The organism is Mycobacterium sp. IDUB_21, assembly GCF_055419425.1.
The window spans coordinates 153996-179291 of the sequence record NZ_JBVAXQ010000013.1; the positions used below are offsets into that span (position 1 = coordinate 153996).

The 25296-nt window shown below is 67.2% G+C and carries 22 protein-coding genes; 9 read left to right on the forward strand and 13 right to left on the reverse strand.

Features of this window, described 5'->3' with window-relative positions; translation table 11 throughout:
• Positions 1–83: 83 nt before the first annotated feature.
• The 5 genes from zomB to glf are packed head-to-tail and all read right to left on the reverse strand — an operon-like array spanning position 84 to position 6626.
• Positions 84–2099: a flagellar motor control protein ZomB gene (zomB, locus tag ACZYY4_RS18595; protein ID WP_463811471.1), complete on the reverse strand. Its 2016-nt coding sequence runs from the start codon at positions 2097–2099 to the stop codon at positions 84–86.
• Positions 2077–3000, reverse strand: a complete 924-nt coding sequence (locus ACZYY4_RS18600) for a decaprenyl-phosphate phosphoribosyltransferase (RefSeq protein ID WP_463811472.1) — start codon at positions 2998–3000, stop codon at positions 2077–2079. The genes zomB and ACZYY4_RS18600 overlap by 23 nt, the downstream gene beginning before the upstream one ends.
• Positions 3000–3527 (reverse strand): phosphatase PAP2 family protein, encoded by a 528-nt coding sequence (locus tag ACZYY4_RS18605; RefSeq protein WP_463811500.1) that lies wholly within the window; start codon positions 3525–3527, stop codon positions 3000–3002. The genes ACZYY4_RS18600 and ACZYY4_RS18605 overlap by 1 nt, the downstream gene beginning before the upstream one ends.
• 4 nt (positions 3528–3531) lie before the next feature.
• Positions 3532–5418, reverse strand: a complete 1887-nt coding sequence (locus ACZYY4_RS18610) for a glycosyltransferase (protein WP_463811473.1) — start codon at positions 5416–5418, stop codon at positions 3532–3534.
• Positions 5415–6626, reverse strand: coding sequence for a UDP-galactopyranose mutase (gene glf / locus ACZYY4_RS18615; protein ID WP_463811474.1), 1212 nt, complete (start codon positions 6624–6626; stop codon positions 5415–5417). Before glf ends, ACZYY4_RS18610 begins: the two co-directional genes overlap by 4 nt.
• A gap of 338 nt (positions 6627–6964) precedes the next feature.
• Here glf and ACZYY4_RS18620 point away from each other — a divergent pair, with 338 nt between their 5' ends.
• Positions 6965–7858, forward strand: a complete 894-nt coding sequence (locus ACZYY4_RS18620) for a hypothetical protein (RefSeq protein WP_463811475.1) — start codon at positions 6965–6967, stop codon at positions 7856–7858.
• 149 nt (positions 7859–8007) lie between these two features.
• Complete coding sequence (locus tag ACZYY4_RS18625; RefSeq protein ID WP_463811476.1) at positions 8008–9723, forward strand: N-acetylmuramoyl-L-alanine amidase; 1716 nt, start codon at positions 8008–8010, stop codon at positions 9721–9723.
• An 18-nt stretch (positions 9724–9741) separates the two neighbouring features.
• Here the strand turns inward: ACZYY4_RS18625 and ACZYY4_RS18630 are convergent, their stop codons facing one another.
• From ACZYY4_RS18630 to ACZYY4_RS18645, 4 genes are read right to left on the reverse strand one after another with little or no spacing between them, the layout of a single operon-like run.
• Complete coding sequence (locus tag ACZYY4_RS18630) at positions 9742–10566, reverse strand: HAD family hydrolase (RefSeq protein ID WP_463811477.1); 825 nt, start codon at positions 10564–10566, stop codon at positions 9742–9744.
• A complete protein-coding gene (locus ACZYY4_RS18635) occupies positions 10566–11360 on the reverse strand; it encodes a lysophospholipid acyltransferase family protein (protein ID WP_463811478.1) in 795 nt (264 codons plus the stop codon). Before ACZYY4_RS18635 ends, ACZYY4_RS18630 begins: the two co-directional genes overlap by 1 nt.
• Before the next feature lie 2 nt (positions 11361–11362).
• Positions 11363–12109: a lysophospholipid acyltransferase family protein gene (locus tag ACZYY4_RS18640; protein WP_463811479.1), complete on the reverse strand. Its 747-nt coding sequence runs from the start codon at positions 12107–12109 to the stop codon at positions 11363–11365.
• 7 nt (positions 12110–12116) lie between these two features.
• Positions 12117–12905 (reverse strand): lysophospholipid acyltransferase family protein, encoded by a 789-nt coding sequence (locus tag ACZYY4_RS18645; protein WP_463811480.1) that lies wholly within the window; start codon positions 12903–12905, stop codon positions 12117–12119.
• An 82-nt stretch (positions 12906–12987) separates the two neighbouring features.
• Between ACZYY4_RS18645 and ACZYY4_RS18650 the strand changes: the two genes are divergently transcribed.
• The 4 genes from ACZYY4_RS18650 to ACZYY4_RS18665 all read left to right on the forward strand — a co-directional run bounded on the left by ACZYY4_RS18650 (position 12988) and on the right by ACZYY4_RS18665 (position 17526).
• Positions 12988–14547, forward strand: coding sequence for a Rieske 2Fe-2S domain-containing protein (locus tag ACZYY4_RS18650; protein WP_463811481.1), 1560 nt, complete (start codon positions 12988–12990; stop codon positions 14545–14547).
• Positions 14544–14873 (forward strand): PH domain-containing protein, encoded by a 330-nt coding sequence (locus tag ACZYY4_RS18655; RefSeq protein ID WP_463811482.1) that lies wholly within the window; start codon positions 14544–14546, stop codon positions 14871–14873. The genes ACZYY4_RS18650 and ACZYY4_RS18655 overlap by 4 nt, the downstream gene beginning before the upstream one ends.
• A 127-nt stretch (positions 14874–15000) precedes the next feature.
• Positions 15001–15465: a hypothetical protein gene (locus ACZYY4_RS18660; protein WP_463811483.1), complete on the forward strand. Its 465-nt coding sequence runs from the start codon at positions 15001–15003 to the stop codon at positions 15463–15465.
• 81 nt (positions 15466–15546) lie between these two features.
• Positions 15547–17526, forward strand: a complete 1980-nt coding sequence (locus tag ACZYY4_RS18665; protein ID WP_463811484.1) for a putative alpha/beta hydrolase — start codon at positions 15547–15549, stop codon at positions 17524–17526.
• 41 nt (positions 17527–17567) lie between these two features.
• On the opposite strand, the gene ACZYY4_RS18670 is transcribed toward ACZYY4_RS18665, so the two are convergent.
• Both ACZYY4_RS18670 and ACZYY4_RS18675 read right to left on the reverse strand, forming a co-directional pair.
• Entirely contained in the window at positions 17568–19193 is a 1626-nt protein-coding gene (locus ACZYY4_RS18670) for a phytoene desaturase family protein (protein WP_463811485.1), read from the reverse strand.
• 68 nt (positions 19194–19261) lie between these two features.
• The gene (locus ACZYY4_RS18675; RefSeq protein WP_463811486.1) at positions 19262–19846 is read right to left on the reverse strand and encodes a TetR/AcrR family transcriptional regulator; all 585 of its coding nucleotides are present in this window, start codon (positions 19844–19846) and stop codon (positions 19262–19264) included.
• Between the two features lie 81 nt (positions 19847–19927).
• Here ACZYY4_RS18675 and ACZYY4_RS18680 point away from each other — a divergent pair, with 81 nt between their 5' ends.
• Positions 19928–20401: a DUF2834 domain-containing protein gene (locus ACZYY4_RS18680; RefSeq protein ID WP_463811487.1), complete on the forward strand. Its 474-nt coding sequence runs from the start codon at positions 19928–19930 to the stop codon at positions 20399–20401.
• Between the two features lie 57 nt (positions 20402–20458).
• A complete protein-coding gene (locus ACZYY4_RS18685; RefSeq protein ID WP_463811488.1) occupies positions 20459–21019 on the forward strand; it encodes a TetR/AcrR family transcriptional regulator in 561 nt (186 codons plus the stop codon).
• Positions 21020–21025: 6 nt separating this feature from the next.
• Here ACZYY4_RS18685 and ACZYY4_RS18690 read toward each other — a convergent pair whose 3' ends face one another.
• Both ACZYY4_RS18690 and ACZYY4_RS18695 read right to left on the reverse strand, forming a co-directional pair.
• A complete protein-coding gene (locus ACZYY4_RS18690; protein WP_463811489.1) occupies positions 21026–23929 on the reverse strand; it encodes an MMPL/RND family transporter in 2904 nt (967 codons plus the stop codon).
• Positions 23926–24351, reverse strand: coding sequence for an MmpS family transport accessory protein (locus ACZYY4_RS18695; protein WP_463811490.1), 426 nt, complete (start codon positions 24349–24351; stop codon positions 23926–23928). The genes ACZYY4_RS18690 and ACZYY4_RS18695 overlap by 4 nt, the downstream gene beginning before the upstream one ends.
• A gap of 185 nt (positions 24352–24536) precedes the next feature.
• Between ACZYY4_RS18695 and ACZYY4_RS18700 the strand changes: the two genes are divergently transcribed.
• Positions 24537–25094, forward strand: coding sequence for a TetR/AcrR family transcriptional regulator (locus tag ACZYY4_RS18700; protein ID WP_463811491.1), 558 nt, complete (start codon positions 24537–24539; stop codon positions 25092–25094).
• The last annotated feature ends 202 nt before the right edge of the window (positions 25095–25296 follow it).

Below are 25296 nucleotides of genomic sequence, written 5' to 3' on the forward strand. Positions count from 1 at the left end.
GCCGGTGAGACCGGACGCAGTCGGTAGCTGTGGCCGGGAGGGCATGACGTCTGTCACATTTTCGGCGTCGAGGGTACCTGCCGTCACGGGACGTCGGGCGGCATCCCGGTGTAGGGCGGGCGAGTCGGTTCGGGCACGGCCAGTCCGCATCGGATCAGTTCGTCGCGCGGCACCCGCTCGATCCGGTACCCGGTGTAGCCCGCGGAATGCAGCACGTTGGACAAGAACCGGCGCGGGCCCATCGGCGCGCGCACCGAGCCCAGCACCGCCGCGGTGTCGGGACAGCGCAGGGCCGCCTCGGCCTGGGCGATCCCGTCCTGGTCCAGGTAGGCCGGAATCAGCGGATACCACTTGACCCACGGACCGTCGGCCACCACCCAATCCCGGAACAGGTCCTTGTCATGGCCGATCCGGCCGTGGTCCACCCGTTCGGTGTGCGCCGCGATCGGATTGGCCAGCCCGATCTGGTCGAGCAACCGGACGTCCAGACCGGTGTTCATACCCAGCATGCCCAGGTTGGTGAAGAAGACGGTGTGAGGCCCGGTTCCGCCCGGATCCGGATCTGTCGGGACACCGATTCCCGGGGGCACCGGCAGGATGACCGGGACGACATCCCACTGGTCGTAGTTGCCCGACGGCAACAGCAGCGCCCCGGCCGGGGTGGCCTCGATCGTGGCCAACACGGCGCGCATCCGCGGATAGCCGAGGTAGTCCGCGGCGGTCAGCGGGTGGGCCTGACCGGTCGCCTGCGAATAGAACCGGCGCTCGTCGACGATCCCGGAGTAGGTGACGCGAGTGGCGTCATCACCCATTCCGTGCGAGTTGGCCGCCCACAGCGCCCAGCCGGCCACCGCCAGCCACAGCACGCCGACGGCACCGCTGAGCGGGTAACCGGCCTCCCGGTGATAGCGCGCACCGTCGGGCAGCAGCACCGGAATGACCGCCACCGGGGCCACCATGCAGAACAGCGGCACCAACAGCACCCGGCCGTGCATGAAATCGCCGCCCTGGCGGATCCAGTAGGCGCCCTGCAACAGTCCGCTGACCACAAAGAAACAGACCACCGCCGCCGGGCTCTGCACCAGCCGGGCCCACGGGCCGACACCGCGCGGCACCGGACGGCGCGGACGGTAGCGCACCGCGGCGCCCACCCACAGCGCCGCACCCAGCGCCGTCAACAGCACGGCGGGCACCCACAACGCGTAGGGGGCATTGAAGTTCGCCAGATAGATCATGCCCTGCGACCACTTGTCGCCGGCGGCGTCCTTGGCCAGCGCGGTGCCCGGCACCAGCAGCCCGTAGTAGCCCATCCGGAAAATCTGGTACGCCACCGGGAGCGCGCCGCCGGCCACCAGGATCAGCGCCCGCGGCCGCCAGTCGCGCGCGGCGATCAGCAGCATGATCAGCGCGCCGCCGCCGATCAGCGCCAGCTCGGGACGGACCAGCACGCTGGCGCCGGCCACGAACGCCAAGCACCCGGTGAACCGGGTTCCGCGAGCGCGGGACCGGGGCATCCGCAGCGCCTGTGCCCAGCAGACCAGCATCCACCACAGCAGGCCCAGGTAGGCCAGCACCAGGCCGCTCTCCAAGCCGGAGGTGGCGAAGTCGCGGGCGGGCGGCACCGCGATGTAGACCAGTGCCCCGGCCGGCAGCAACAGCGCGCGGCGGCCCTGCAGGCCGGGCGCGTACAGCCGGGCGGTGCCCAGCATCAGCAGGGCCACCCCGGCCAGGCTGAGCGTCAGCGCGAACGCCAGCGCGATGTACTCCATGCGCATCGGCCCGCCGAGCCAGCTGCCGACGTACATCAGATAGGTCCATGCCGTGGAGGTGTTGGCCTCCACCCGTTCGCCGGCGTTGAACACCGGCCCGTTGCCGGCCAGCAGATTGCGCACCGTGCGCAGCACGATCAGGCCGTCGTCGGAGATCCAGCGCCGCCGCCACGCGCCGACGCCGTACAGCAGCGCCACCACGGCCACCCCGGCCCACGAACTCAGCCGCACCGACGGGCTGTAGGCGACCGCCGGCCAGCCCAGCGGCCGGACCCGGGGGTCCGGTGTCGCACCTGGTGCGCGTCGGCTAGCCGAAGGCGACGGCAGCACCGATGGTTCCGATCCAGGCCAGCGCCATCAGCTGCAGTACCCGGTCACGCCGCAGGATGTCCTCGGCTTCACCGGCCATGCCGCCGTCGACATCGACCGCATAGCGCAGGATGGCGATCGTGATCGGGATGATCGACACCGCGTACCAGGAGCCGGACCCGCTGTCGCGCTCGAAGGCGAACAGGCTGTAGCAGACCAGCATCGCGGTGGCCGAGGCCGTCCACACGAAGCGCAGGTAGGTGCTGGTGTAGCTCTCCAGCGATTTGCGGATCTTGGCCCCGGTCTGCTCGGCCAATTGCTTTTCGGCGTAGCGCTTGCCGGCCACCATGAACAGCGACCCGAACGCCATCACCAGTAGGAACCACTGCGACAGGTAGATATCGGCGGCCACACCGCCGGCGATGGCCCGTAGCAGATACGCCGACGACACGATGCAGATGTCAAGCACCGCTTGGTGTTTGAGCCCGAAACAGTAAGCCAGCTGCATGGCCAGGTAGATGGCGATCACCAGCGCCAGGTTCGGAGTCAGCCACCAGGAGATACCCAACGACAGCACCGCCAACACCGCCGCCAGGGCGTAGGCCAGTCCTACCGGCACCACCCCGGCGGCGATCGGCCGGAACCTCTTGGTGGGATGTGCGCGGTCGGCCTCGACGTCACGAGAGTCGTTGACCAGATAGATCGCCGAGGCCGCCAGGCTGAACGCCACGAACGCGATCAGCGACTTGCGCGCCAGATCGGCGTAGTCATAGTGGACGCCGCCGCCGAGTGCTGCCAGGGGCGCCGCCACCACCAGCACGTTCTTCACCCATTGCCGGGGCCGCATCGCTTTGATGACCCCGGTGGCCAGGTTCGCAGGCGGGCCGGTCTCCGCCGCTCGGTGTTCGGCTTCTGCGCTCATCAGGCGCCTCCAGAATTGTCCAGGCGGGTCGCGGCTGCGGCGACTGCGGCTCCAACAAGTACACCGGCGGCAACATCACTGGGGTAGTGCACCCCGAGCACCATGCGCGACAGCGCCATCGGCGGTACCAGCACCACCGGCAGGGTCGCTGCCGGCAGTCCGGCGGCGCGGCCGAGGAGGATGGCCGCCGCGGCGGTGGAGGTGGCGTGCGCCGAGGGGAAACTCAACTTGCTGGGCGTGCCGACGTTGATCGCGATCGCCGGGTGGTCCGGGCGTGAGCGGCGCACGACGCGCTTGATGACGACCGCGGCGGCGTGCGCGGCCAGTGTTGCGGCGCCGGCCACCAACCAGCTGCGGCGTCGTTGCGGCTGGATCAGCGCACCGAGCGCCGCCACCGCCAGCCAGCCCAGGCTGTGCTCACCGAAGTGCGACAGCGCCCGCGCCGTCGGCAGCACACCGGCCCGGCCCGCCAGTGCCGACTGCACGGCGACCAGCACGGCGTCCTCGCCGTGCGGCGGGCCGGTCACCGGCTCAGCCATGGCTCTCAAGCAGCACTGTCTCCCACTGCTGCTTGCTGGAGAGTTGCGGCAGTGCCCGGCGGTAGGCCCGACGCAGGTCGTCGAACCGGCGCGACAGCTGGTACTGGCGGCGCAGCGACTCGCGCAGCAGGGTGAACATCTTGTCGCGGTCCCGCTGCCGGTAGACCACGCCGCGTCCATCGGCAGTGGTGACCGTGACCCCGTCCTGGGTGCACAGCAGGAACCACCGGGCGTCCTGGGCGGGCACGTTGAGCTGCGGGCGCGCATGGTGCTCCGGCACCGTGCCCTTGAGGTTGTGCAGGATGCCGCGGGCCAGCCGGTAGCCGATCGACAGCGGCTGCACCGGCGGCCGCATCGGCTTACGGCGCCGCGACGGGGTGGGCAGCGCGCTGGCCGCCGGCAGCACCACCGCGTCCGGATAGGTCTTGCGCAACGCGTGGATGTCCGGCAGCGCCGACTCCAGGATCGAGAAGATGTGTTCGGGGCCGGCCATGAAGTCGTCCAGCGCCTTGTTCTGCACGGCGACCGTCGAATACTCAAGGCAAGCAAGGTGTTTCAGGGTTGCCTTGAGGTGGCTGCGGATCAGTCCGGCGATGTTGCCGTCCCAGTGCAGCGCCGCCACCATCAACCGGTTGCGCAGGTGGAAGTAGGCCTGCCAGTCGATCGCGTCGTCTTTGTCGCTCCAGGCCATGTGCCAGATCGCCGCACCCGGCAGGGTCACCGTGGGGTAGCCGTGTTCGCCGGCCCGCAACCCGTACTCGGCGTCGTCCCACTTGATGAACGACGGCACCGGCTGGCCGATCTCCTCGGCGACGGAGCGCGGGATCATGCACATCCACCAGCCGTTGAAGTCGACGTCGATGCGCCGGTGCAGCTCGGGGGTCTCGGCCAGCGAGTCGGTCGCGAAGTTGTGGTCGTACTCGGTGTGCGGGGCGTTGGTCCACATGAAGACCTCGGGGTCGACGACCTCGCCCATGATGTGCAGGTGCGACGGCTCCTGCAGGTTGAGCATGTGGCCGCCGACCAGGGTGGGCGTCTTGGCGAACCGGTTCAGTGCCAGCGCCCGCAGGATCGAGTCCGGCTCGATGCGGATGTCGTCGTCCATGAACAGGATCTGTTCGCAGCCGGTGTTCTTCAGCGCCTCGTACATCACCCGGCTGTACCCGCCGGACCCGCCGAGGTTGGGCTGGTTATGGATCGACAGCCGGTCGCCCAGGGCTGCGGCCGCCGCGGGGAAACCGGGATGGTCACGCACTTTGCGGGTGCCCTGGTCCGGCACGATCACCGCGCTGATCACCTCGTCGACGCACGTGTCGGAGGTGAGCGCGGTCAGTGCGTTGACACAGTCGTCGGGCCGGTTGAAGGTCGGGATGCCGACGGCGACGTCGGCCCGCCCGGGTGCTTCGGTCGGCGCGTACCAACCGCCGCCGATCAATGTGACCGCGGTGTCGGTGGTGATGTCGAACCAGATCCATCCGCCGTCCTCGAACGGCTGCAGGCCGACCTCGAACTCGATGATGGCGGGCGTACCATTTCCGTCGAACGGCTTGCCGTCCACCGCAATACGTGCACCGGTCGCCTTGGATCGGTAGACGTCGACGCGGCCGGACCCGGTCAGTTCCAGATGCAGCACCACGGACTCGACCGTCGACCAACGGCGCCAGTAAGAGGCCGGGAAGGCGTTGAAGTACGTCGCGAACGACACCTCCGACTCCTCGCCGATCTCCAGGCTGGTGCGGGTGAGCGGGTGCGCTCGACGGTTATTGGTCTCCGACTCCTCGATGTAAAGCTTGCGGACGTCCAGCGGCTCACCGTGGCGCGGCAGAATGATCCGCGAAAGTCGGCTCACCGCAAGCGAACTCTTGGGGGGCTTGGTCATCGGTTGTTTTCCCTGTTGTTCTCGTGCAGCGAAACACCCTCGGCGAGATGCGGAGCCAGGATGTTGTCGTACATGCTCAGCGCACTGGCGATGGCCATGTGCATGTCCAGATATTGATAGGTGCCCAGCCGCCCGCCGAAGAGCACCTTCGCAGACTCCATCTCGGCCTTGGCCAACCCGCGGTAGGCCTCGACCATCGCACGGTCGTCGGGGGTGTTGATCGGGTAGTACGGCTCGTCGTCGTCGCGCGCGAATCGCCCGTACTCCCGCATGATCACCGTCTTGTCGGTCGGGTAGGACCGTTCGGGGTGGAAGTGCCGGAATTCGTGGATGCGGGTGTACGGAACGTCGGCGTCGTTGTAGTTCATCACCGAAGTGCCTTGAAAGTCACCGGTGTTGAGCACTTCGAGCTCGAAGTCCAGGGTGCGCCAGCCGAGTCGGCCCTGCGCGTAGTCGAAGTAGCGGTCCAGCGGTCCGGTGTACACCACCGGCGCCTGCGGGTTCGCGGCACGGAGTTCGTCACGGACGTCGAACCAATCGGTGTCAAGGCGGACGTCGATGCGCTCGTGCGCCGCCATGTTCTCCAGCCAGGCGGTGTAGCCGTCGACCGGCAGACCCTCGTAGGTGTCGTTGAAGTAGCGGTTGTCGAAGGTGTAGCGCACAGGCAGCCGGGTGATGTTGGCCGCGGGCAGCTCGGTGGGATCGGTCTCCCACTGCTTGGCGGTGTAGTGCTTGACGAACGCCTCGTAGAGCGGGCGGCCGATCAGGCTGATCGCCTTCTCCTCGAAGTTGGCGGCTTCGGTGGCTGATATCTCCGAGGCCTGCTCGGCGATCATGGCCCGGGCCTCGTCCGGGGTGAAGTAGCGGCCGAAGAACTGCGACACCAGGCCCAGGCCCATCGGGAACTGATAGGCCTGCCCGGCGTGCATCGCGAAGACCCGGTGCTGGTAGCCGGTGAAGTCGGTGAACTGCCGCACGTAATCCCAGACCCGCTTATTAGAGGTGTGGAACAGGTGCGCGCCGTATTTATGGACCTCGATGCCGGTCTGCGGCTCGGCCTCGGAGTAGGCGTTACCGCCGATGTGCGGGCGCTTCTCGACGACGAGGACGCGCTTGCCGAGCTGCGTAGCCACGCGCTCGGCGATGGTCAGGCCGAAGAATCCGGAACCCACAACATAGAGGTCGTAGCGACTAGCAGATGAAGTCATCGGCGCCAAGGGTATCTGAACAGCGGCCGCGAGCATCGTCGGCGCCCCGCCGCTCCCCCCGTTCGCCGAGGACCGCCACCGGCCGGCGCCTCGTCCGCAGCGGCGTCGGCACCGCGAGATTGCGATCATGCAGGGAAAACACGCCGATTCCCTGCACCAGTGCAATCTCGGCACCCGGTCGGCGCCACCGGCCCCGAGGAAGGGTTGGTCGCGGTTTCCTCACGATTCGATCTCGTCACTCTTTTCACATCAGTCACACGCGTACCGTCGATCGGGTAGGCAGTAAACGCTCGACGGCCCCTTGGGACTGAAGGGCAAAACATATTGAGGAGACTTCCGTGCCGAACCGACGTCGACGCCGGCTCTCGACGACTATGAGCGCAGTCGCCGCCCTAGCGGTCGCAAGTCCGTTTGCAGTTGTCGCAGTATCCGAGCTGGCCGCCCACAACAGCGCCCCGCAGCACCACGACTTCGTCGCGGCCTCATCGGTGGCCGACCTGCCCAATGAGCTGATCTCGGCCCTCTCGCAGGGTCTGTCCCAGTTCGGGGTGAACCTTCCCCCGGTCCCCGGCTTCGGCGGCGGGGCGGGCTCGATGCCCGGCGCATATCCCGCCTCACCGGGGATGTTCCCGGCTTCGCCGGGCCTGACCTCGCCGGGCATGTACCCCGCCTCCCCGGGCCTGACCTCGCCGGGGTTGACCTCGCCGGGGCTCACCGACCCGTCGCTGGCTGCGCCGTCACTGTCCGCGCCGCCGCTGGGCACCCCCGGTGTCTCGACCTCGGGCTTGACGTCGCCGGGACTGACCACGCCGTCGCTGGGCACGCCCGGTCTGACCTCGCCGGGTCTGACCACGCCGTCGTTGTCCGACTCGTCGCTGACCAACCCGGGGTTGACCAGCCCCGGCTTGACCAGCCCCGGCTTGACCAGCCCGGGGTTGACCAGCCCCGACACCGGCCTGCTGGGCTCCGGTGACATGCCGCTGACCTCGCCGGTGGGCCTGGACCCGGGCCTGGACGGCACCTACCCGATTCTCGGCGACCCCTCGCTGGGTATGCCGGAGAGCAGTGGCAGTGGCGGAGTCGTCAGCGACCTGATGAGTGCGGCCAATCAGCTGGGTGCCGGACAGGCAATCGACATGCTCAAGGGTGTGGTGATCCCGTCCATCGCGCAGGCCGCGCAAGGCGCCGCTCCCGCCGCCGCAGCAGCACCCGCCGCAGTGCCGGTCCCGTAATCAAGGAACCTGTTTCCCAAACGGCACCGCAGAGTCAGCCCGCTCAGCCGGGCAACGTGAGACTCTGCGGTGCCGTTTAACAATCGGCCGCCTCGGGTAGACGCGTGTCGCATCACTAACAACACGAGACACATACGTAACATCAGCACGTGCCAACCCGTCGTCCACCGCCGACGATCAAGCTGACCGCTACCGTCGCGACCGTGCTGATCCTGCCGTGGGCACTGGGCTCCGGGCCGGGATTCAAGGCGGCTGGGCCTGCACCGACTCCCCCGAGCGCCGCCGCGACCAAGCTGAGCCAGCAACCGCTGGAGGGCTTGGAACCGGGCGTCACCGTTCGCGAGATCACCCAGGACGAGCCGTTCACCATGGTCGCGCTCACCGGCGCCGACCTGCGCGGCACCTCGGCAAAGGTCCGCGCCAAGCGTGTCGACGGGTCGTGGGGCCCCTGGTATGCCACCGCCCACGAGGTCAAGGATGCGACTTCGCAGGCCCGCCCGGCCGACGCGCCCGCCCCGGGGCCGGACGGGACCGAGCCGGTGTTCGTCGGGCGGACCACTGCGGTGCAGATCGCGGTCACCCGGCCCGAGGCCGAAGCTGCCGGCGACAAGACAAAGACCACGACCGGATCGAAGACGCCGCAAAAATCCCCACCCGAGCCCCGCGCCGCCCTCACCGGGCCCGGCCTCGGCTACATACCGGCCACCGCCGCACAGCCGTTCGCCCAGAACATCTCCGCGGTGCTGATCACCCCGCCAAAAGCCCCGGTCGACGCGCAATGGTCCCCGCCGAGCGCGGTGCTGGCCCCGGGCCAGCCGCCCAACATCATTCCGCGTAGCCAATGGGGTGCGGGCGCCTACGGCCGGTGCGGCAAGCCGGTGGAGAGTGGCCCGCTCCAGGCGGCGGTGGTGCATCACACCGCGGGCTCCAACGACTACTCCCCCGAGGACTCGGCGGCGATCATCCGGGCCATCTACGCCTACCACACCCGCGCGCTGGGCTGGTGCGACATCGGCTACAACGCGCTGGTGGACAAGTACGGCCAGGTGTTCGAGGGCCGGGCCGGCGGCGTCACCAAGGGCATCGTGGGCAGTCACGCCGGCGGGTTCAACAAGAACACCTGGGGGGTGTCGATGATCGGCACCTTCGACGAGGCGCCGCCACCGCCGATTCAGCTCGAGACCGTCGGCCGGTTGCTGGGCTGGCGGTTGGGGCTGGACCGCGCCGACCCGCGCGGCGTCGTCCAACTGACCTCGGGCGGCGGTTCCTTCACCCACTTTCCCCGCGGCGCGTCGCTGGCGCTGCCGGCGATCATCGGCCACCGCGACGTCGACGAGACCGAGTGCCCCGGTGAGCAGGGATATGTGGCACTCAACGAGATACGGGAGATCGCGGCCCGCTTCGGCGAACCCCCCGGTCCCGAAGACCTCGCCAGGACGATGCAGGGCGGCGCCATCCACACCCGCTGGCTGGAGTTGGGCGGCGCCGAGGGCATGCTCGGCGGCCCCACCTCGCCGGAGGCGATCGGCGAGGGTTCCACAAAGTACGCGACCTTCGAGCGCGGCGCGGTGTACTGGTCACCGGAGACCGGCGCCCAGCCGATCACCGGGGCGATCTACGACGCCTGGGCGTCGCTGGGCTACGAGCGCGGGATGCTCGGGCTGCCCACCAGCGCCGAGATCCCCGAACCGGAGTGGGTGGGCCAGAACTTCCAACACGGCACGCTGAACTACAACCGGGCCAGTGGCACCGTCATCCGGGTCATCGACGGCAACGCCGAAGAGCTGCCCCCGCCCCCACCGGAGGGCCCGCCGGTGCAGTTGGAGCGCTTCTCCCGGGTGATCGATCCGTTCACGGTGAGCTGATCTCGCTCACTCGCAGCGTCAACGGGCGAAAATCCGCTCCAGCACCCGCGCCAGGCCGTCGTCGGTATTGGGTGTGGTGATCTCGGCGGCGGCGGCCAGCACCTCGGGGTGCGCATTGCCCATCGCCACACCGTGGCCCGCCTGCAGCAACATCGGCAGGTCGTTGGGCATGTCCCCGAAAGCCACCACCTGCTCGATACCGATCCCCCGCGGCGTTATCAGCTCCTGGATGCCGCTGGCCTTGGTGATACCCGCCGGCACCACCTCGACGAGACCGTGGTTGGTGGAATAGGTGAGCTCCGCGGCGCTGCCGATGTGGGCCGCCAGTTCCGCCACCATATCGGCGCTGGAGGCCCCCGCCTTGCGGATCAGCAGCTTGATCGCCGGCTGGGACAGCAGGTCCTCGAGCGAGACCTCGGTGTTGTCCGGGTTGAGCCAGGCGTGTTCGTAGCCCGGGGAGCTGACGAACTGCGGCGTCGCCGCGTCGTGGGCGCGCTCGCCGATGCGCTCCACCGCCAAGCCCGCGCCGGGGATGACGCGCCCGACGACCTCGGCCAGTTTGACCAGGCTGTCGGCCGACAGCGTCCGCGCCGAGATCACCCGGTCGGCGGCCGGGTCGTAGAGCACAGCCCCGTTGGCGCAGACCGCCAGCGGGGCGAAACCGAGCGCGTCGACGACCGGGGCGATCCAGCGCGGCGGACGCCCGGTCGCCAAAATGAAGCCGGAGCCAGAATCAATGGCCGCGTGCACCGCCGCGCGGGTGCGCGCGGTGATGTTCTCGGCGTCGTCGAGCAGGGTGCCGTCGACGTCGCTGGCGATCAACGCGGGGACCGGGTGTGTCATCAACGTCGCCCAAGCCCGGCCAGTGCCCGCCGCAGCCGGCCGCCGTGCGCCTTTTGCATGCGTTTGCGGTCGCGTTCGGCGAGCTCGGCTTCGCGCAGCGCCATGGCTTCGGCCATGGTGGGTGCGCCGCCGCCGAGCCGCCGCGGCACCCAGTACGCCCCGGCGGGGTGGGGATACTCCAGTTGCGCCTCTTCGAGCATCGCGGCCATCGTATTGCGCAGCTCTGCGGTGGCCGCCTCGATGTCGTCCGAGACGGCCATCGGCCGACCGATCTTCGCCAGCACCGGAATATTGTTGCGCCACAGATGCTTCGGGTGATCCTTCGCCCAGACCCGTTGCATACCCCAGACGATGACCGGAATGATCGGGACACCGGCGGCATGGGCCATCCGCGCCGCGCCGGTCTTGAACTCCCGCAGTTCGAAGCTACGGCTGATGGTGGCCTCCGGGTGCAGTCCGACCAGTTCGCCATCGACCAGTCGCTGCACCGCCACGTCGTAGGAGCCGGCCCCGGCGGAGCGGTCGACCGGGATCAGCTTGATGTGCTTGATCACGTAGTTGATCACCGGCACCTGCGTCATCTCGGCCTTGATCATGAACCGCAGTCGACGGTGCCGCCGCAGGGCCGCGAGCGAGGCCGGGTAGAAGTCCAGGTAGCTGGTGTGATTGAGGGTGAGCACCGCCCCGCCGCGTTCGGGGATGTTCTCCAGACCCTCGAACGTCGGGTGCGGCCCGTTGGCGCGCACCAGCGGCGGGATCACGATCTCCAGGGTTCGGAAGAAGGGTTCCGCCATCCTCAGTGCCCCGTGTGCTTGCGCATCCGCTGCGTCAGCTCCCGCTCGTCGAGAATCTTGGCCTCCTCCGGCGTGGGGGCGGCGCCGCCCATTCGTCGCGGCACCCAGTACTGGCCCGCCGGGTGCGGATACTGCTGCTGCACTTCGGCCAGCAATGGTGCCATCTGCGCACGCAACTGCGCGCTGAGGGTGGCGACGTCGCCGGTCGGGGCCAGCGGCGGGCCGGCCAGCACGGTGATCGGCATCCTGCTGCCGATCAGCCGCGCCCTCGGGTGATCCTTGGTCCACAACCGGTGAGCGCCCCACACGATCAGCGGGACGATCGGCACCTGCGCATCGACGGCCATCCGGGCGGCCCCGGACTTGAATTCCTTCAGCTCGAAGCTGCGGCTGATCGTCGCCTCCGGGTACACCCCGACCACCTCACCAGAACGCAGCGCGGCCACCGCATGCCGGTAGGCGCCCGCACCGGCCCCGCGATCCACCGGGATGGTGCCGGTGTGGTTGATCAGAAAATTCACCACCTTCACCTGCTGCATCTCGGCTTTGATCATGAATCGCATCCGGCGTCCCCGGCGATACACCGCCAGCGCGGCGGGCAGGAAGTCCACGTAGCCGGTGTGGTTGATCGCGATCACCGCGCCGCCGTCGGCCGGGATGTGTTCCAGGCCGACGAACTCGAGCCGAGCTCCGGTGATCTTCACCAAGGTCACCGCTGCGAGCTCCAGCGCCCGGAAAACCGGCTGCATGCCAGCCCTACTCCGCGGCGCCCGTCGCACCCGGCAGCTGCCGGTTTCGGGCGGCCCGCTCGGCGGTTTTACGCGCGGCTTCTTCGGCGTCGAGTTGGGCCGCCTCAGCAGGTGTGGGGGCGCCGCCGCCGAGGCGATGCGGCACCCAGTACGCACCGGCCGGATGCTCGGGATAACCGTCCTGCACCTGCTCGAGCAGGTGCTGCATGCGGGTGTGCAGCAATGCCCGCAGGTCATCGACCGGCAACGTCGGCGGTATCGGCTCGCCGACCGCGACCGTGATCGGCACCTTGGTCCGACCCAACTGCTTCGGGTGGTCCTTGGTCCAGATCCGCTGGGCGCCCCAGACGATGTGCGGGATGATCGGCACCTGTGCCTCGATCGCCATCCGGGCGGTGCCGCTCTTGAACTCCTTGAGCTCGAAGCTGCGGCTGATCGTCGCCTCCGGGTAGACCCCGACCAGCTCTCCCGCCTTGAGGTATTCGACGGCAGAGGTGAAGGAATCCGCGCCCTGGCCGCGATCGACCGGGATGTGCCGGCAGCCGCGCATCATCGGGCCGGTGAACCGGTTGTCGAAGGTCTCCTTCTTCGCCATGAACCGCACCCAGCGGTGCGGGCGCAAACTGTAGGCGGGCAGTCCGGCGAAGGTGAAGTCCAGGTAGCTGGTGTGGTTGATCGCGATCACCGCGCCCCCGGCGGCAGGCACGTTCTCCGCGCCGCTGATGTTGATCTTCACGCCCTGAAAGCGCCACACCATGCGGGTAACTCTGGCGATCGTCGCGTACCACGGCTCCACAGCACTAAAGCCTAGGCGATGGCGCCGACCGCGCCGCCGTTAAGCTCGGGAGGAATCGCCTACAGCGTCGAGGAAGGTACAAGTGCGGGTCACCAGCGTCGGACACGCCGGCTTCCGGATCGAGACCGCCGCGGGCAGCATCCTGTGCGACCCGTGGGTGAATCCGGCCTACTTCGCGTCATGGTTCCCGTTCCCGGACAACTCCACCCTGGACTGGGACGCCCTGGGCGACTGCGACTACCTCTACATCTCCCATCTGCACCACGACCACTTCGACCCGCGGCACCTGGCGGCCCACGTCAACAAAGACGCGGTGGTGCTGCTGCCCGACTATCCGGTGCCGGACCTGCGCGGGGAACTGGAGAAGCTGGGCTTTCACCGGTTCTTCGAGACCACCGACTCGGTGCGGCACACCGTGACCGGGCTCAAGGGCGAGTTGGACGTGATGATCATCGCGCTGCGCGCCCCGGCCGACGGTCCGATCGGCGACTCCGGGCTGGTGGTTTCCGATGGTGTCACCACCGTTTTCAACATGAACGACTCACGCCCGATCGACCTGGACGTGTTAAAGGCCTTCGACGCCATCGACGTGCACCTGGTGCAGTACTCGGGGGCGATCTGGTACCCGATGGTCTACGACATGCCGGCTCGGGCCAAAGAGGCGTTCGGCATCCAGAAGCGGCAACGCCAGATGGACCGTGCCCGCCAATACATCGCCCACGTCGGCGCGACCTGGGTGGTGCCGTCGGCCGGCCCGCCGTGCTTCTTGGATTCCGACCTGCGTTACCTCAACGACGACCACGGCGATCCGGCCAACATCTTCCCCGACGAGATGGTGTTCCTGGATCAGCTGCGGCGTAACGGCCACGACCGCGGACTGCTGATGATCCCCGGCACCACAGCCGGTTTCACCGGGGCGCAACTGGATTCGCTGACCCACCCGGTGGGCGACGACGAGGTCGAGACGATCTTCACGACCGGCAAAGCGGATTACATCGCCGCCTACGCCGATCGGATGGCTCCGGTACTGGCCGCCGAGAAGGCATCCTGGGCGCCGGCGGCCGGCCCGGCGATGCTGGAGCCGCTGCGCGCGCTGTTCGAGCCGATCATGGCGCACAGCAACGAGATCTGCGACGGCATCGGCTATCCGGTCGAGCTGGTGCTCGACGGGGATGGCCATGCCGAAACCGTGGTGCTGGACTTCCCCAAACGCATGGTGCGCGAACCGGTTCCGGGAGAGAAGTTCCGCTACGGATTCGGAATTCCTCCCGAGCTGGTGCGCACCGTGCTGCGCGACGGCGAACCCGACTGGGTCAACACCATTTTCTTGTCCACCCGTTTCAAGGCTTGGCGGGTCGGCGGCTACAACGAGTACCTCTACACGTTCTTCAAATGCCTGACCGAGGACCGGATCGTCTACGCCGATGGCTGGTTCGGCGAAAGCCACGACGACTCGGCGACGATCACGCTGGGTGACTGGCAGATTCAGCGCCGCTGCCCACACATGAAAGCCGACCTGTCGAAGTTCGGGGTCGTCGATGGCACCACCTTGACGTGCAATCAGCACGGCTGGCAGTGGGACCTTAACACCGGCCGCTGCTTGACCGCCAAGGGCCACGAGTTGCGCTGCGAGAAGCTGTGAGCGACTCCTACGATGACGGGCTGGTAGCCCTGGACCACAGCGCGATAACGTTGCGTCGCTACCACTTTCCGTCCGGCACGTCGAAGGTGATCCCGCTGTCGGCGATTCGCGGCTATCGTGCCGAGTCGCTGGGCGTGGTTCACCGGTTCCGGATCTGGGGTAGCTCGGACCTGCGACGCTGGCTCCCGCTGGACGTCAAGCGGCCGTTGCGGAGCACGCTGATCACCCTGGATCTTGACGGCAGCCCGTGGCCGCGGCCGGCGTTCACCCCGGCGGACCCGGAGACGTTCCGCGAGTTGCTCGACGAACTATTGGCGGTCCAGTAGCTAAAGTGGATCAATCCGGAAGACAACGGCGTACCAGGAGCGATCACCGATGACCGCTACCGCTGACCGCAGGTGGCGCTTGGCCGGGCCGTTGCTTGCACTGGCACTCGTAATTGGAGGGTGCGCGATGTTTCCCCACGACCGACGAAGCGAACTCGAAGGGCCGGAACTCACCGACGGACAGACCCGGGCACAGGTCGTCGAACCGGCCAAGGAGATCGTCAAAGCCGCGGGCCTGGAGGGGCTATTCGCTGCGTTCCGGTTCGAATCCTGCAATGACCAGAACGAAGCGCCGTATCGGGGCGTGGCGGAGGTCGGTTTCACGTTCCCGACGGACGCCGACGTGCAGGCCTATGTCGAGCGAGTCGCGACGGCGATGGTCGGCATCGGCTGGAGCGACGGCCCGCCGCCGGGCAAGCTGCCCTACGGCCGAGTGCTTCACCAAGGACAGTTGATGGCGATCATGGCACCGCTGCCCGACGACCATCGGTACGGGAACGTCAAGATCTACGGTGAATGCGGCAACCTGACCGACCATCGCAAAGACCAGGGCCCGGTATATCAGGACATCACCGAAGAAATCACCCGGTGACCCACGACCACTAAAAGCCTGAATTGACGCTGGTCATGGCGGTGGTAGCGTTGATCGCCGCTGGACGATAAGGGGTGATCGGTGCACCTGGAGTCGATCAGCATTCCCCTGCTGGTCGCCGAGGCCGGCGGTGATCCGTGGGCGATCAACGCCGCGCTGCAGCACGGCCGGCCGTCCCAGATCGACAATCTGGCCCGGGCGTTTCACAACGCCGGGCAGTCCGCCACCGAAGCCGACGCCACCTTCGAACAGGCGCGCAAGCGGTTCGAGGGCGCCTGGAACCGGGAGAACGGCGATCATCCGATCAACGACGCCGCCCAGGTGCAGCTGGTCACCACCTCACTGGGGGTGCAGGCAGCCCAGCTGCCGAAGATCGCCGCCGACCTCGAGACCGTCGCCGCCGCCCTGGCCGAGGCGCAGAAATCGTCGGCCGGCTGCATCTCGGAACTCGAAACGGTGCTCGAGGGCATCGACGCCAACCTGACGCATCTGTTCGAGGTGGACAAGAATCCGGACCTGACCGCCGAGCAGCGAAGGCAGGTTCACGACCAGATCGCCGATCTTCAGCAGGCGGCGATCGACGACACCAAGGAGACGCTGCGCCGCATCAAAGTCGTTCGCGACGCCTACCTGGCCACCTTGCGCGCCGCCGAGGCCCGGCTGCGCGCTGAGGGCTACGACCCGGGCCTGATCAAGAACCTCGACCAGCCGACGTCCCCGCTGGGTGATCCGCTGATGCCGATTCCGCCGGCCGACACCGACCCGCAGACAGTCACGAACTGGTGGAATTCGCTGACCCCGCAGCAGCGAGCGGCCTATATCGCCCAACACGATTCGGGGTTGGGCAACCTCAACGGTATTCCGGCCGACGCCCGCAACGAGGTGAACCTCGCGGTGCTGCACGACGACCTGAACCGAGTCCGCGACCTAGCCAACCTGCGCGGGGTGTCCGTCGACGACGTGCTGAACAATCCCGGTGCCTACGGATTGTCGGCCAGTGACGTCAGCCGGTACGGCAATGCGGTGCAGACCGAAAAGGGATTGATCAGCGAGGGTGGAAAGACGAAGCCGGATGGCAGCACGGAGCGCCCGGCGTTGTTGTGGGCCTACGATCCGCTGGCGTTCAACGGGCAGGGCAAGGCGGCGGTCGCGATCGGCAACCCCGACCATGCCGCCAACACCGCGGTGGTGGTTCCCGGCACCGGCAACAGCGTTCAGCAGGGCTGGCTGGAAAGCACCGACGCCACCAACCTCTACGACCAGATGCGGTTGGCCAATCCCGGTGAGTCGACGTCGGTGATCGCCTGGATGGGATACGACGCCCCGGACGCACCCGATGATCTGCGTATCGCCACCCCGGATCTGGCGCGCGACGGCGGGGCGATGCTGGCCGGCGACGTCAACGGGTTGTCGGCCACCCATGACGCCGGGTTGTCGTCGCATGTGACGGTGATCGGCCATTCCTACGGCGCGACGACGGTGGCCGACGCGTTCGCCAACAGTGGGATGCACGCCAATGACGCGGTGCTGATCGGCTGCCCCGGAACGGATGTGGCCAAAAGCGCCGGCGATTTCCATCTCGACGGCGGCCAGGTCTACGTCGGGGCGGCATCCAGCGACCCGGTCTCCTGGCTGGGTGAATCCGGGCTGGTGCCGGACTTCATCAATCACACGATGCACCACCCGCTGGGCGACATGGCCGGGCTGGGCACCGACCCCGCCGGCGATGGCTTCGGGTCGGTGCGTTTCCACGCCGAAGCGGTCGGCCACCAGGGCTTGGCGTTCGGTGATCATTCCCGCTACTACGACATGGGCAGCGAATCGCTGCGGGCGATGACCGACATCTCCTCGGGCAAGTCGTCGTCGCTGGCCGACAGCGGCCTGATCGGGGAAGGCCGCCGCCAAGCCCACATCGGTCTGCCGGAGAAGGTTCACATCCCATTCGTCGGGGACGTCGACCTGCCGCACGTGGACACCCGGATTCCCGGTACTCCGGCACTGATCGACCCGGAAGGCAAACGTGCACCACCGACGATCACCGACGACCACCGATACCGCTGACCGCAGGCGCCGCGGTGCGACAAGGCTTGCGGCCGGGTGACCTATTGCCGGTCGGCCAGCACCTGATGAGCGGCGTTGTAGCCCGGAATGAACGTGATCCCGGGGCCACCCTGACAGCCCGCACTGCCCAGATACAGCCCGTCGACCGGTAGCGGTTGCCCGACGAAACCCCGCGCGCCGGGCCGGTTGGGCCCGATCTGGTCCGGGTTCAGCAAGCCGTGGCAGTAGTCGCCGCCGGGCGCACCGAACATGGTGCCCATATGGCGTGGCGTGAAGGTGGTGTGCCGGGTGATGCTGCGCTCGAAATTCGGTGCCAGCCGGGTGATCTTGTCGATCACCCGTTGACCCATCTCGACCTTCATCTCGCCGTAGTTGCCGTCACCCTCGATCGGGAACCACAATGCGAACGCCGAGGCGGCGTGCTTGCCGGCCGGGGCCAGATCGGCGTCGTGCAGCGACGGGATCTGCAGTACGACCGTCGGATCGGCCGGCACGATGCCGCGCCGCGCGTCCTCCCACTGCTGCTGTACCTCCTCGGGCGTGCAGAAGATCCCCAGCGAGGCCTGCATGGCGGGGTCGTTGAGCGCCTCGTAGGGAGCGGCGAACTCGGGTGCCTCGTCCAGCGCGAAGTGCATCTGTAGGTAGGAGCCGCGGTGGTCGGTGCGGGCGTATCGGGCGCGGACATCCTCGGGCATGCCGGCCGGGTCGATCAGCCGGGTGACGGTGACGTCGGGGGCGATGGCCGACACCACCACCGGTGCGGTGACGGTGTCGCGGAGCCCACGCGACGGTCCCAGCTTCACCTCTCCTCCGTCGAGCCTCGCTGAACCGCCGGCGTCGGTGCGCACCCCCGACACCCGTCCGTCGGCAATGACGATCTCGGCCACCTTGGTGCGCAGCCGTAGCTCACCACCCAGACCGGTGAACGTATCGGCCAGATGCCCGGTGAGCGCCCCGATCCCGCCGCGCAGCTTCTTCATCAGCACGGTGTTATCGTCGGGGACGCCGAGACCGTAGGCCAGGGCGGCGGCGCTGCCGGGGGTGGCCGGTCCGCGATAGAGGGTGTTGACGGCCAGCACGGTGAAGGATCCGCGCAGCGCCGCGTGTTTCTCCCGGTCGGGCAGGTAGCGGTCCAGCACGTCGGTGACCGAGCCGAACAGCATGTCATCGATCGCTGAGCGTTCGAATTCGTTTGTGGCACACGCATACATCTCGTCGAGAGTCTTCGGCGGACGGCCGGCCTCGAAGCGGCCCAGCGCCCGGGTGGGGGCTTGGCTCCAGGCCAGCAGCCCCGCCATCCCGTTGACCGCCTCGGCGCCGTGCACCTCAGACAGGTGGGTGAACAGCTTCATCGGGTCGGTGTACTGAATCAACGGGTCGTCGCCCACACCGCGCATCGCCACGGACATGACCTCGAGATCGATGCTGTCCAGGGTGTCCAGGCCCAGCTCCGCGCTGACCGCGGCCGACGTCGGGAACTGCACCGAACCTGCGATCTCGAACCGGTAGCCGTCGAACAACTCCACGGTCGAGGCCATCCCGCCGGCGTACAGCCCGGCCTCCAGGCACAGGGTGCGCAACCCGGCGCGCTGCAGGATGAGCGCCGCAGCCAACCCGTTGTGCCCGGCGCCTATGACGATCGCGTCGTAATCGGTCTTGGAACGCACCCCTGCACCCGCCCTTCCGTTGAGCCGAGGCTGACACGGAGGCGCCAGTTTTGTCAATATTGACGTAACTAGAGGTTCTGCAGCGAGTTCAGCGCGGTCCGGCACATCCGGGCCAGCTCGGCCAGCGAGCGGTCCTCGCTGAGCATCCAGACCTCCATCGCGGCGAACACCGCTGCCGCGATGCACCGGGCCGTCACCGCGACCCCGAGTTGGTCGCCTGTTCCATACGGCGGAGTCTCCCGCAGTCGCTCGGCCACCGCGTCGGCGAAGTCGGCTTCGACCTGCCGGATATGGCGCACGATCCGCTCGGGGTCGAGTTCCTCGGCGCGCAGCGCGGCGATGCGGGTCACCGCCTCAACGTCATAGGGAAACGCGAAGATAGCGGCCTGGACCGACTCGATCATCGGCTCGGCCGGTGGTCGGGCCGCCAGTGCGCTGCGGAACCACTGCAGCCCGGCGTCGTAGTCGGCGAACAGCAGGTCGTGCTTGGAGGTGAAGTGCCGATAGAACGTGCGCAACGAGACGCCGGCGTCGCCGGCGATCTGCTCGGCGGAGGTGTCCTCGACGCCCTGGGCCAGGAACCGCACCAGCGCGGCCTGGCGCAAGGCTTCGCGGGTGCGCTCACTGCGCGCGGTCTGCGGCGCTCGGGGCATGCGGCTAAAGGTACCGCAGCACCACTGCCGTTCAGAATGACAATATTGACAAAACCTGGGAGGGGTGGTGAGACTGGGCGCATGATCTCGCTCCTCGTGCATGCAGTGCTGGGCCTGGCGACCATCGGCTGGATCGTGGCATCCAACCGCGCGCTCTTCGCGAAACCGCCTCAGGGCGGGCTGTTCTCGCCGATGGAGGTCGTGTACTACGTGATCGGCATAGCCTCGATCGGGCTGGGCTGGTACTTCAACATCCGCTTCGTCAACGAGTACGCCCAAGGCCCCAACCACAACCCGATCTGGGGGCCGGGCAGCTGGACCCAGTACATCCAGCTGATGTTCACCAACCCCGCGGCCGGCTCGGCCAGCCAGGATTACACGATCATCAATGTCATTCTGCTGCCGCTGTTCACCATCGTGGACGGGTATCGGCGCGGGCTGCGGCGCCCGTGGCTGTACTTCGTGTCGAGCTTGTTCACCAGTTGCGCCTTCGCCTACGCGTTCTACTTCGCGACCATTGAACGCCAGCACCGGCACGCCAAGGCAATCGCGTAGCTGGACGGTCACCGGAACCCGGCGAGATAGGCTGACCGCGACGACGGGAGGAATGTCGTGGCCAAGCCGGTGGCGCCGCGCGGATCTGCGCGCGAGCGAGTACTGCAGGCGGCATTGGCCTTGTTCATGGAACACAGTGTCGGCGGGACGTCGTTCCAGATGATCGCCGACCGGCTGGGCGTGAGCAAACCGGCCGTGTACTACCAATTCCGCTCCCGCGACGACATCGTCGTCGCCCTGGTGGAACCGATGTTCGACGACATCGTGCGGGTGATCAAGATCGCCGAGTCCATGCCGACACCGCAGGGCAAGCGTGACGTGACGGTCAGCGGAGTGGTCGAGCTGGCCGTCCGGTACCGGCGGCTCACCTTCCTGTTCTACGACCGCGCCGTGGAGTACGCGGTGCGGTCCCGTGAGGATTTCATGGCGATCCACGATATCGTGGCAGCGCTCCTGCAGGGGCTCTCACCGACGGCAGCGGACCGCATCATCACGACGGCTCTTCTGGCCGGAACCTTCACCGCCGCAGCAGATCCGGAACTCGAAGATATCGGCGACGACGAGTTGCACCGCGTCCTGCTGGAGAGCGCCCGGCGGGTGACGGCACCGCTGGCCTGAGCGTCGTCACCAGCCGTCGCGATGGGCTCCGGATCCGACGAGCTCCTCACGCGGGTCCCGCTGCAGCGGCGCCGGCCAGGGCGCCGGCTTGGGTCGCGTCCGCGGAACCTGCGGCCACCAGAACCACTTGCCGAGCAGGTTCGCGATCGACGGGGTCATGAACGAACGGATGATCAGGGTGTCGAGCAGCAGACCCAATCCGATGGTGGTGCCGACCTGGCCGATCACTCGCAGCTCACTGACCGCCATCGTCATCATGGTGAAGGCGAACACCAATCCCGCTGCCGTCACCACCGACCCACTGCCGCCCATCGCCCGGATCATGCCGGTATGCAATCCGGCGTGGATCTCCTCTCGCAGGCGCGACACCAGCAGCAGGTTGTAATCGGCGCCCACGGCCATCAGGATGATCACCGCCATGGCCAGCACCATCCAGTGCACCTGCAGGCCAATGATGTCCTGCCACAACAACACCGACATCCCGAAAGCACCGGCGAGGGAGACCACCACGGTGCCCACGATCACCAGGGCGGCCACCACCGCCCGGGTGATCAGCAGCATGATGATGAAGATCAGGCACAGCGCCGCGACTCCGGCGATCATCAGATCGTAGTTGGAGCCCTCCTGCATGTCCTTGAACATCGCCGCGGTACCACCGACGTAGATCTTGGAGCCCTCCCACGGAGTGGTCTTCATGGCCTCCTTGGCGGCGAGCTTGATCGCGTCGATGTGCTCGATGCCGTCCGCGCTGAGCGGATCGCCCTCGTGGGTGACGACGAACCGTACCCCGCGTCCGTTGGGGGACACGAACATCTTCATGCCGCGCTGGAATTCGGCGTTGTCGAAGATCTCCGGCGGCAGGTAGAAGGAGTCGTCGTTGCGGGCCTTGTCGAAAGCCTCCCCCATCGCGGCGGGATCCCCCTGGGCTTCCTGCTGCTGCTTGGCCAGCCCGCTCTGGGTGGCATAGGTGTTCATCATCATCGCCTTGCTGGACTTCATCATCTGGATCATCGGCGACATCAGGGTGAGCATCTGCGGCAGCTGCGCTGCCATCGCGTCCATGTCCGGAACGATCTGCCTGAAGCTCTCGGTCATGGTGTCGACGCCGTCCATCGCATCGAAGACAGACCGCAGCGAATAGCAGGCCGGGATGTCGAAACAGTGCGGCTCCCAGTAGAAGTAGCTCCGTATCGGCCGGAAGAAGTCGTCGAAGTTCGCGATGTCATCGCGCAATTCCTCGATGTCGGAGACCATCAGGTGCATTTTGCCCACCATGCGCCCCATGGTGGCGTTCATCTGCTCCATGAGCTCGATCATCTTGGTCATGTTGTCGATGGAGCCCTGCATCTCCTCGGCCTGCGCCAGCATCTCCGTCGTGCGGTCGTCGTTGAACTTCCGCGTCATCTCCTGGCTGACGGCCTGCATGCCCAACAGGTAGCCGAAGGTGGAGTGCTCCATGGGTACGCCCTGCGGCCGGGTAATGGACATGACCCGGGAGATGCCTGGTACCGCGGTGACCCGCTTGGCGATTCGCTCGATGATCAGGAAGTCGGCCGAGTTGCGCACGTCATGATCGGTTTCGATCATCAGCATCTCGGGGTTCATCCGCGCCGAGGGGAAATGCCGATCCGAGGCCAGGAAGCCCTGGTTGGCCGGCAGGTCGTCGGGCATGTATGCACGGTCGTTGTAGCCGGGCTGGTAACCGGGCAGGGCGAGGATACCGATCATGGTGGTCGCGGTGGCGGCAATCAGGATCGGTCCCGGCCAACGGCTCACGGCCGCACCGATTTTGCGCCAGCCTCGGCCCCGGTTGACCCGCTTGGGTTCCAGCAGGGTGCCGAACCGGCCGGCCACCGAGATGACGGCCGACCCCATCGTCAGCGAGGTGACGACGACGACCGTCATGCCGATGCCCAGCGGAACACCCAACGACTGGAAGTACGGCAATCGGGTGAAGTGCAGGCACAGTGTTGCCCCCGCGATCGTCATCCCCGAGCCGAGCACCACATGCGCGGTGCTGCGAAACATGGTGTAGTAGGCGCGTTCCCGGTCCTCACCGGCACTGCGGGCCTCCTGGTATCTGCCGATCAGGAAGATCGCATAGTCGGTGGCCGCAGCGATCGCGAGCGTCACCAACAGGCTGGTCGCGAAGGGCGAGAGCCCGATGAGGTTGTGGTAGCCCAACAGCGCCACGATGCTGCGCGCCGACATCAGGCCGGTCACCACCATCGACAGCGCCAGCAGCACGGTGGTGATCGATCGATAGACCATCAGCAACATGGTGATGATGACGACGAACGTCATCCCCTCGATCAGGTGCATGCTGCGGGTGCCGGCCTTGTCCTGGTCGGCTGCCAGCGCGGCACCCCCGGTCACGTAAGACTTGACGCCCGCCGGCGCCGTGACACTGTCGACGGCCTCCTGCACCGCCTTGACCGACTCGTTGGCCAGCGCCTCACCCTGATTGCCGGCGGTGTAGATCTGCACGTACGCGCACTTGCCGTCGGGGCTCTGGGCGCCCGCGGCGGTCAGCCGATCGCCCCAGAAGTCTTGAATGTGTTCGACGTGGGTGGTGTCGGTCTTGAGTTTGGCGATGATCTCGTCGTAGTAGTGGTGGGCATCGGCGCCCAGCGGTTGCTCGCCCTCGAGCACAAGCATCACCGAGCTGTTGGAGCTGAACTCCTCGAACAGCTGACCCTGGCGTTTGACCGCGATCATCGACGGCGCCTCTTCCGGCGTCATCTGCACCGCAGCCGTCTCAGCGACCTTTTCCAGCTGTGGAACGGTGGCGTTCGCCAGGACGATGATCCCGATCCAGCCCAGCATGATCGGAATCGCCAGGCGCCGAATCCATTTGGCGATGCCGCCGCGCTCGGCGCCGTGCGAGACGCGGTCGGTTGAAGTGCTCATGCGGATTTCACCAAACAAAACGTCAGGGCGCTGGCGCCGGTGGCGGTTCTTTCGTCTTTGAGCTCGTTGTCGATGCTGATGCGACAGCCGAGGGTGGAGCCTTTGCCCTGCGCGTAAAGATTGGGCGACACCGCGGACAACGTGGTGCTCAACGTCAGCGACCAGGGCAGCGTCGCGGCGTCGACGCGCTGCGGCTTGCTGTCGAGATCGAGGTAGCTGATGTCGGCGGTCGCGCCGGGTTGGCCGAAGACCTCATAGGTGACGACCTTGGGGTCGTACGGCTTGGTGTCGTCGACCTTGGTGCTGATGAGGTTGGAATTCTCGCCGCCGAAGAAGGTCCGCAGTCGCAGCACGGTCAACGTGCCGAGCACCACCACGACCACGATCAGCAACGGCAGCCACCCGCGCTTCAGCGCGTTCATCCGGCGAGCTCCGCGCGCCCGCGGACCTGTGGTTTCAGCATCGGCGACGCTCCCTCCCCCGAGTCGATGGTTGCGTGTATTCGAAGGCGAAGTTATACGATCAATAAAGTAGAATCAAGCGGTCGGTTAGTTCAACTATGCGGTGTAGCTCACTCTGGCTCACGCAGGCGCCCGGGAGGTATGCGGTGGCGAGGACGATGGCCCCGCGCGTATTCGCGCGAGATCGGGTGCTCGACGCTGCGCAGACGCTCTTCACCGAGCACGGGGTGAGCGGCACGACGTTGCAGATGATCGCAGACCGGCTGGGGGTCAATAAGTCAGCGGTGTACTACCAGTTCCACTCCAAGGACGACATCGTCGTCGCCGTGTTCCGCCCGGTGTTCGAGGACATCGCCCGGGTGGTCAATATCGCCGAGGCGATCACGTCCCGCGAGGTGCAGCGGGAGGCCACCATCAGCGGCCTGATCGAGCTGGCCGTCCGGCACCGCCGCACCACGGCCCTGGCCCACACCGATCCCGCCGTCGTAGGGGTCGTCGAGGCCGTCGAGGAATTTCGGGACGCCTCCCGCCGCTTGCAGGCGATCCTGGCGGGCCCGGACCCCGACCCGGCCACCCTCATCGCGATCGCCGTGCTGGTGCCCGGGATCCTCGGGGCGGCAGCCGATCCCACGGTTGCCGAGATCGCCAACGATGAGCTGCACCGGATGCTGCTGGACTGCTCGCGCCGGCTGTTCACGGCCTGACGCGGGTCAGGCGGGATGCTCCGATTTCATTACCGTTTCCTTAATGAATCGGCTCAAAGCAGCCCCCTTTCTTGTCGGTGGATCGAACTAGTGTTCGAGATATGGGTAGGGACACGTTCGCGGATCGTGTCATCTCCCAGGACATCGGTGACAGTTCTGCATCAGGACATCGGTGACAGTTCCGGTGGTCTTGGTGGTGACA

Bases quoted from the DNA above. Each gene is read 5' to 3' on its own strand.
- ACZYY4_RS18640 (WP_463811479.1), bottom strand. From the start codon at position 12,109: ATGCAGCCGGTTTTCCGGGCGCTGGAGCTCGCAGCGGTGACCTTGGTG.
- ACZYY4_RS18660 (WP_463811483.1), top strand. From the start codon at position 15,001: ATGTTTCCCCACGACCGACGAAGCGAACTCGAAGGGCCGGAACTCACC.
- glf (WP_463811474.1), bottom strand. From the start codon at position 6,626: ATGACTTCATCTGCTAGTCGCTACGACCTCTATGTTGTGGGTTCCGGA.
- ACZYY4_RS18680 (WP_463811487.1), top strand. From the start codon at position 19,928: ATGATCTCGCTCCTCGTGCATGCAGTGCTGGGCCTGGCGACCATCGGC.
- ACZYY4_RS18635 (WP_463811478.1), bottom strand. From the start codon at position 11,360: ATGGCGGAACCCTTCTTCCGAACCCTGGAGATCGTGATCCCGCCGCTG.
- ACZYY4_RS18600 (WP_463811472.1), bottom strand. From the start codon at position 3,000: ATGAGCGCAGAAGCCGAACACCGAGCGGCGGAGACCGGCCCGCCTGCG.
- ACZYY4_RS18695 (WP_463811490.1), bottom strand. From the start codon at position 24,351: ATGAACGCGCTGAAGCGCGGGTGGCTGCCGTTGCTGATCGTGGTCGTG.
- ACZYY4_RS18630 (WP_463811477.1), bottom strand. From the start codon at position 10,566: ATGACACACCCGGTCCCCGCGTTGATCGCCAGCGACGTCGACGGCACC.
- ACZYY4_RS18675 (WP_463811486.1), bottom strand. From the start codon at position 19,846: ATGCCCCGAGCGCCGCAGACCGCGCGCAGTGAGCGCACCCGCGAAGCC.
- ACZYY4_RS18610 (WP_463811473.1), bottom strand. From the start codon at position 5,418: ATGACCAAGCCCCCCAAGAGTTCGCTTGCGGTGAGCCGACTTTCGCGG.
- ACZYY4_RS18690 (WP_463811489.1), bottom strand. From the start codon at position 23,929: ATGAGCACTTCAACCGACCGCGTCTCGCACGGCGCCGAGCGCGGCGGC.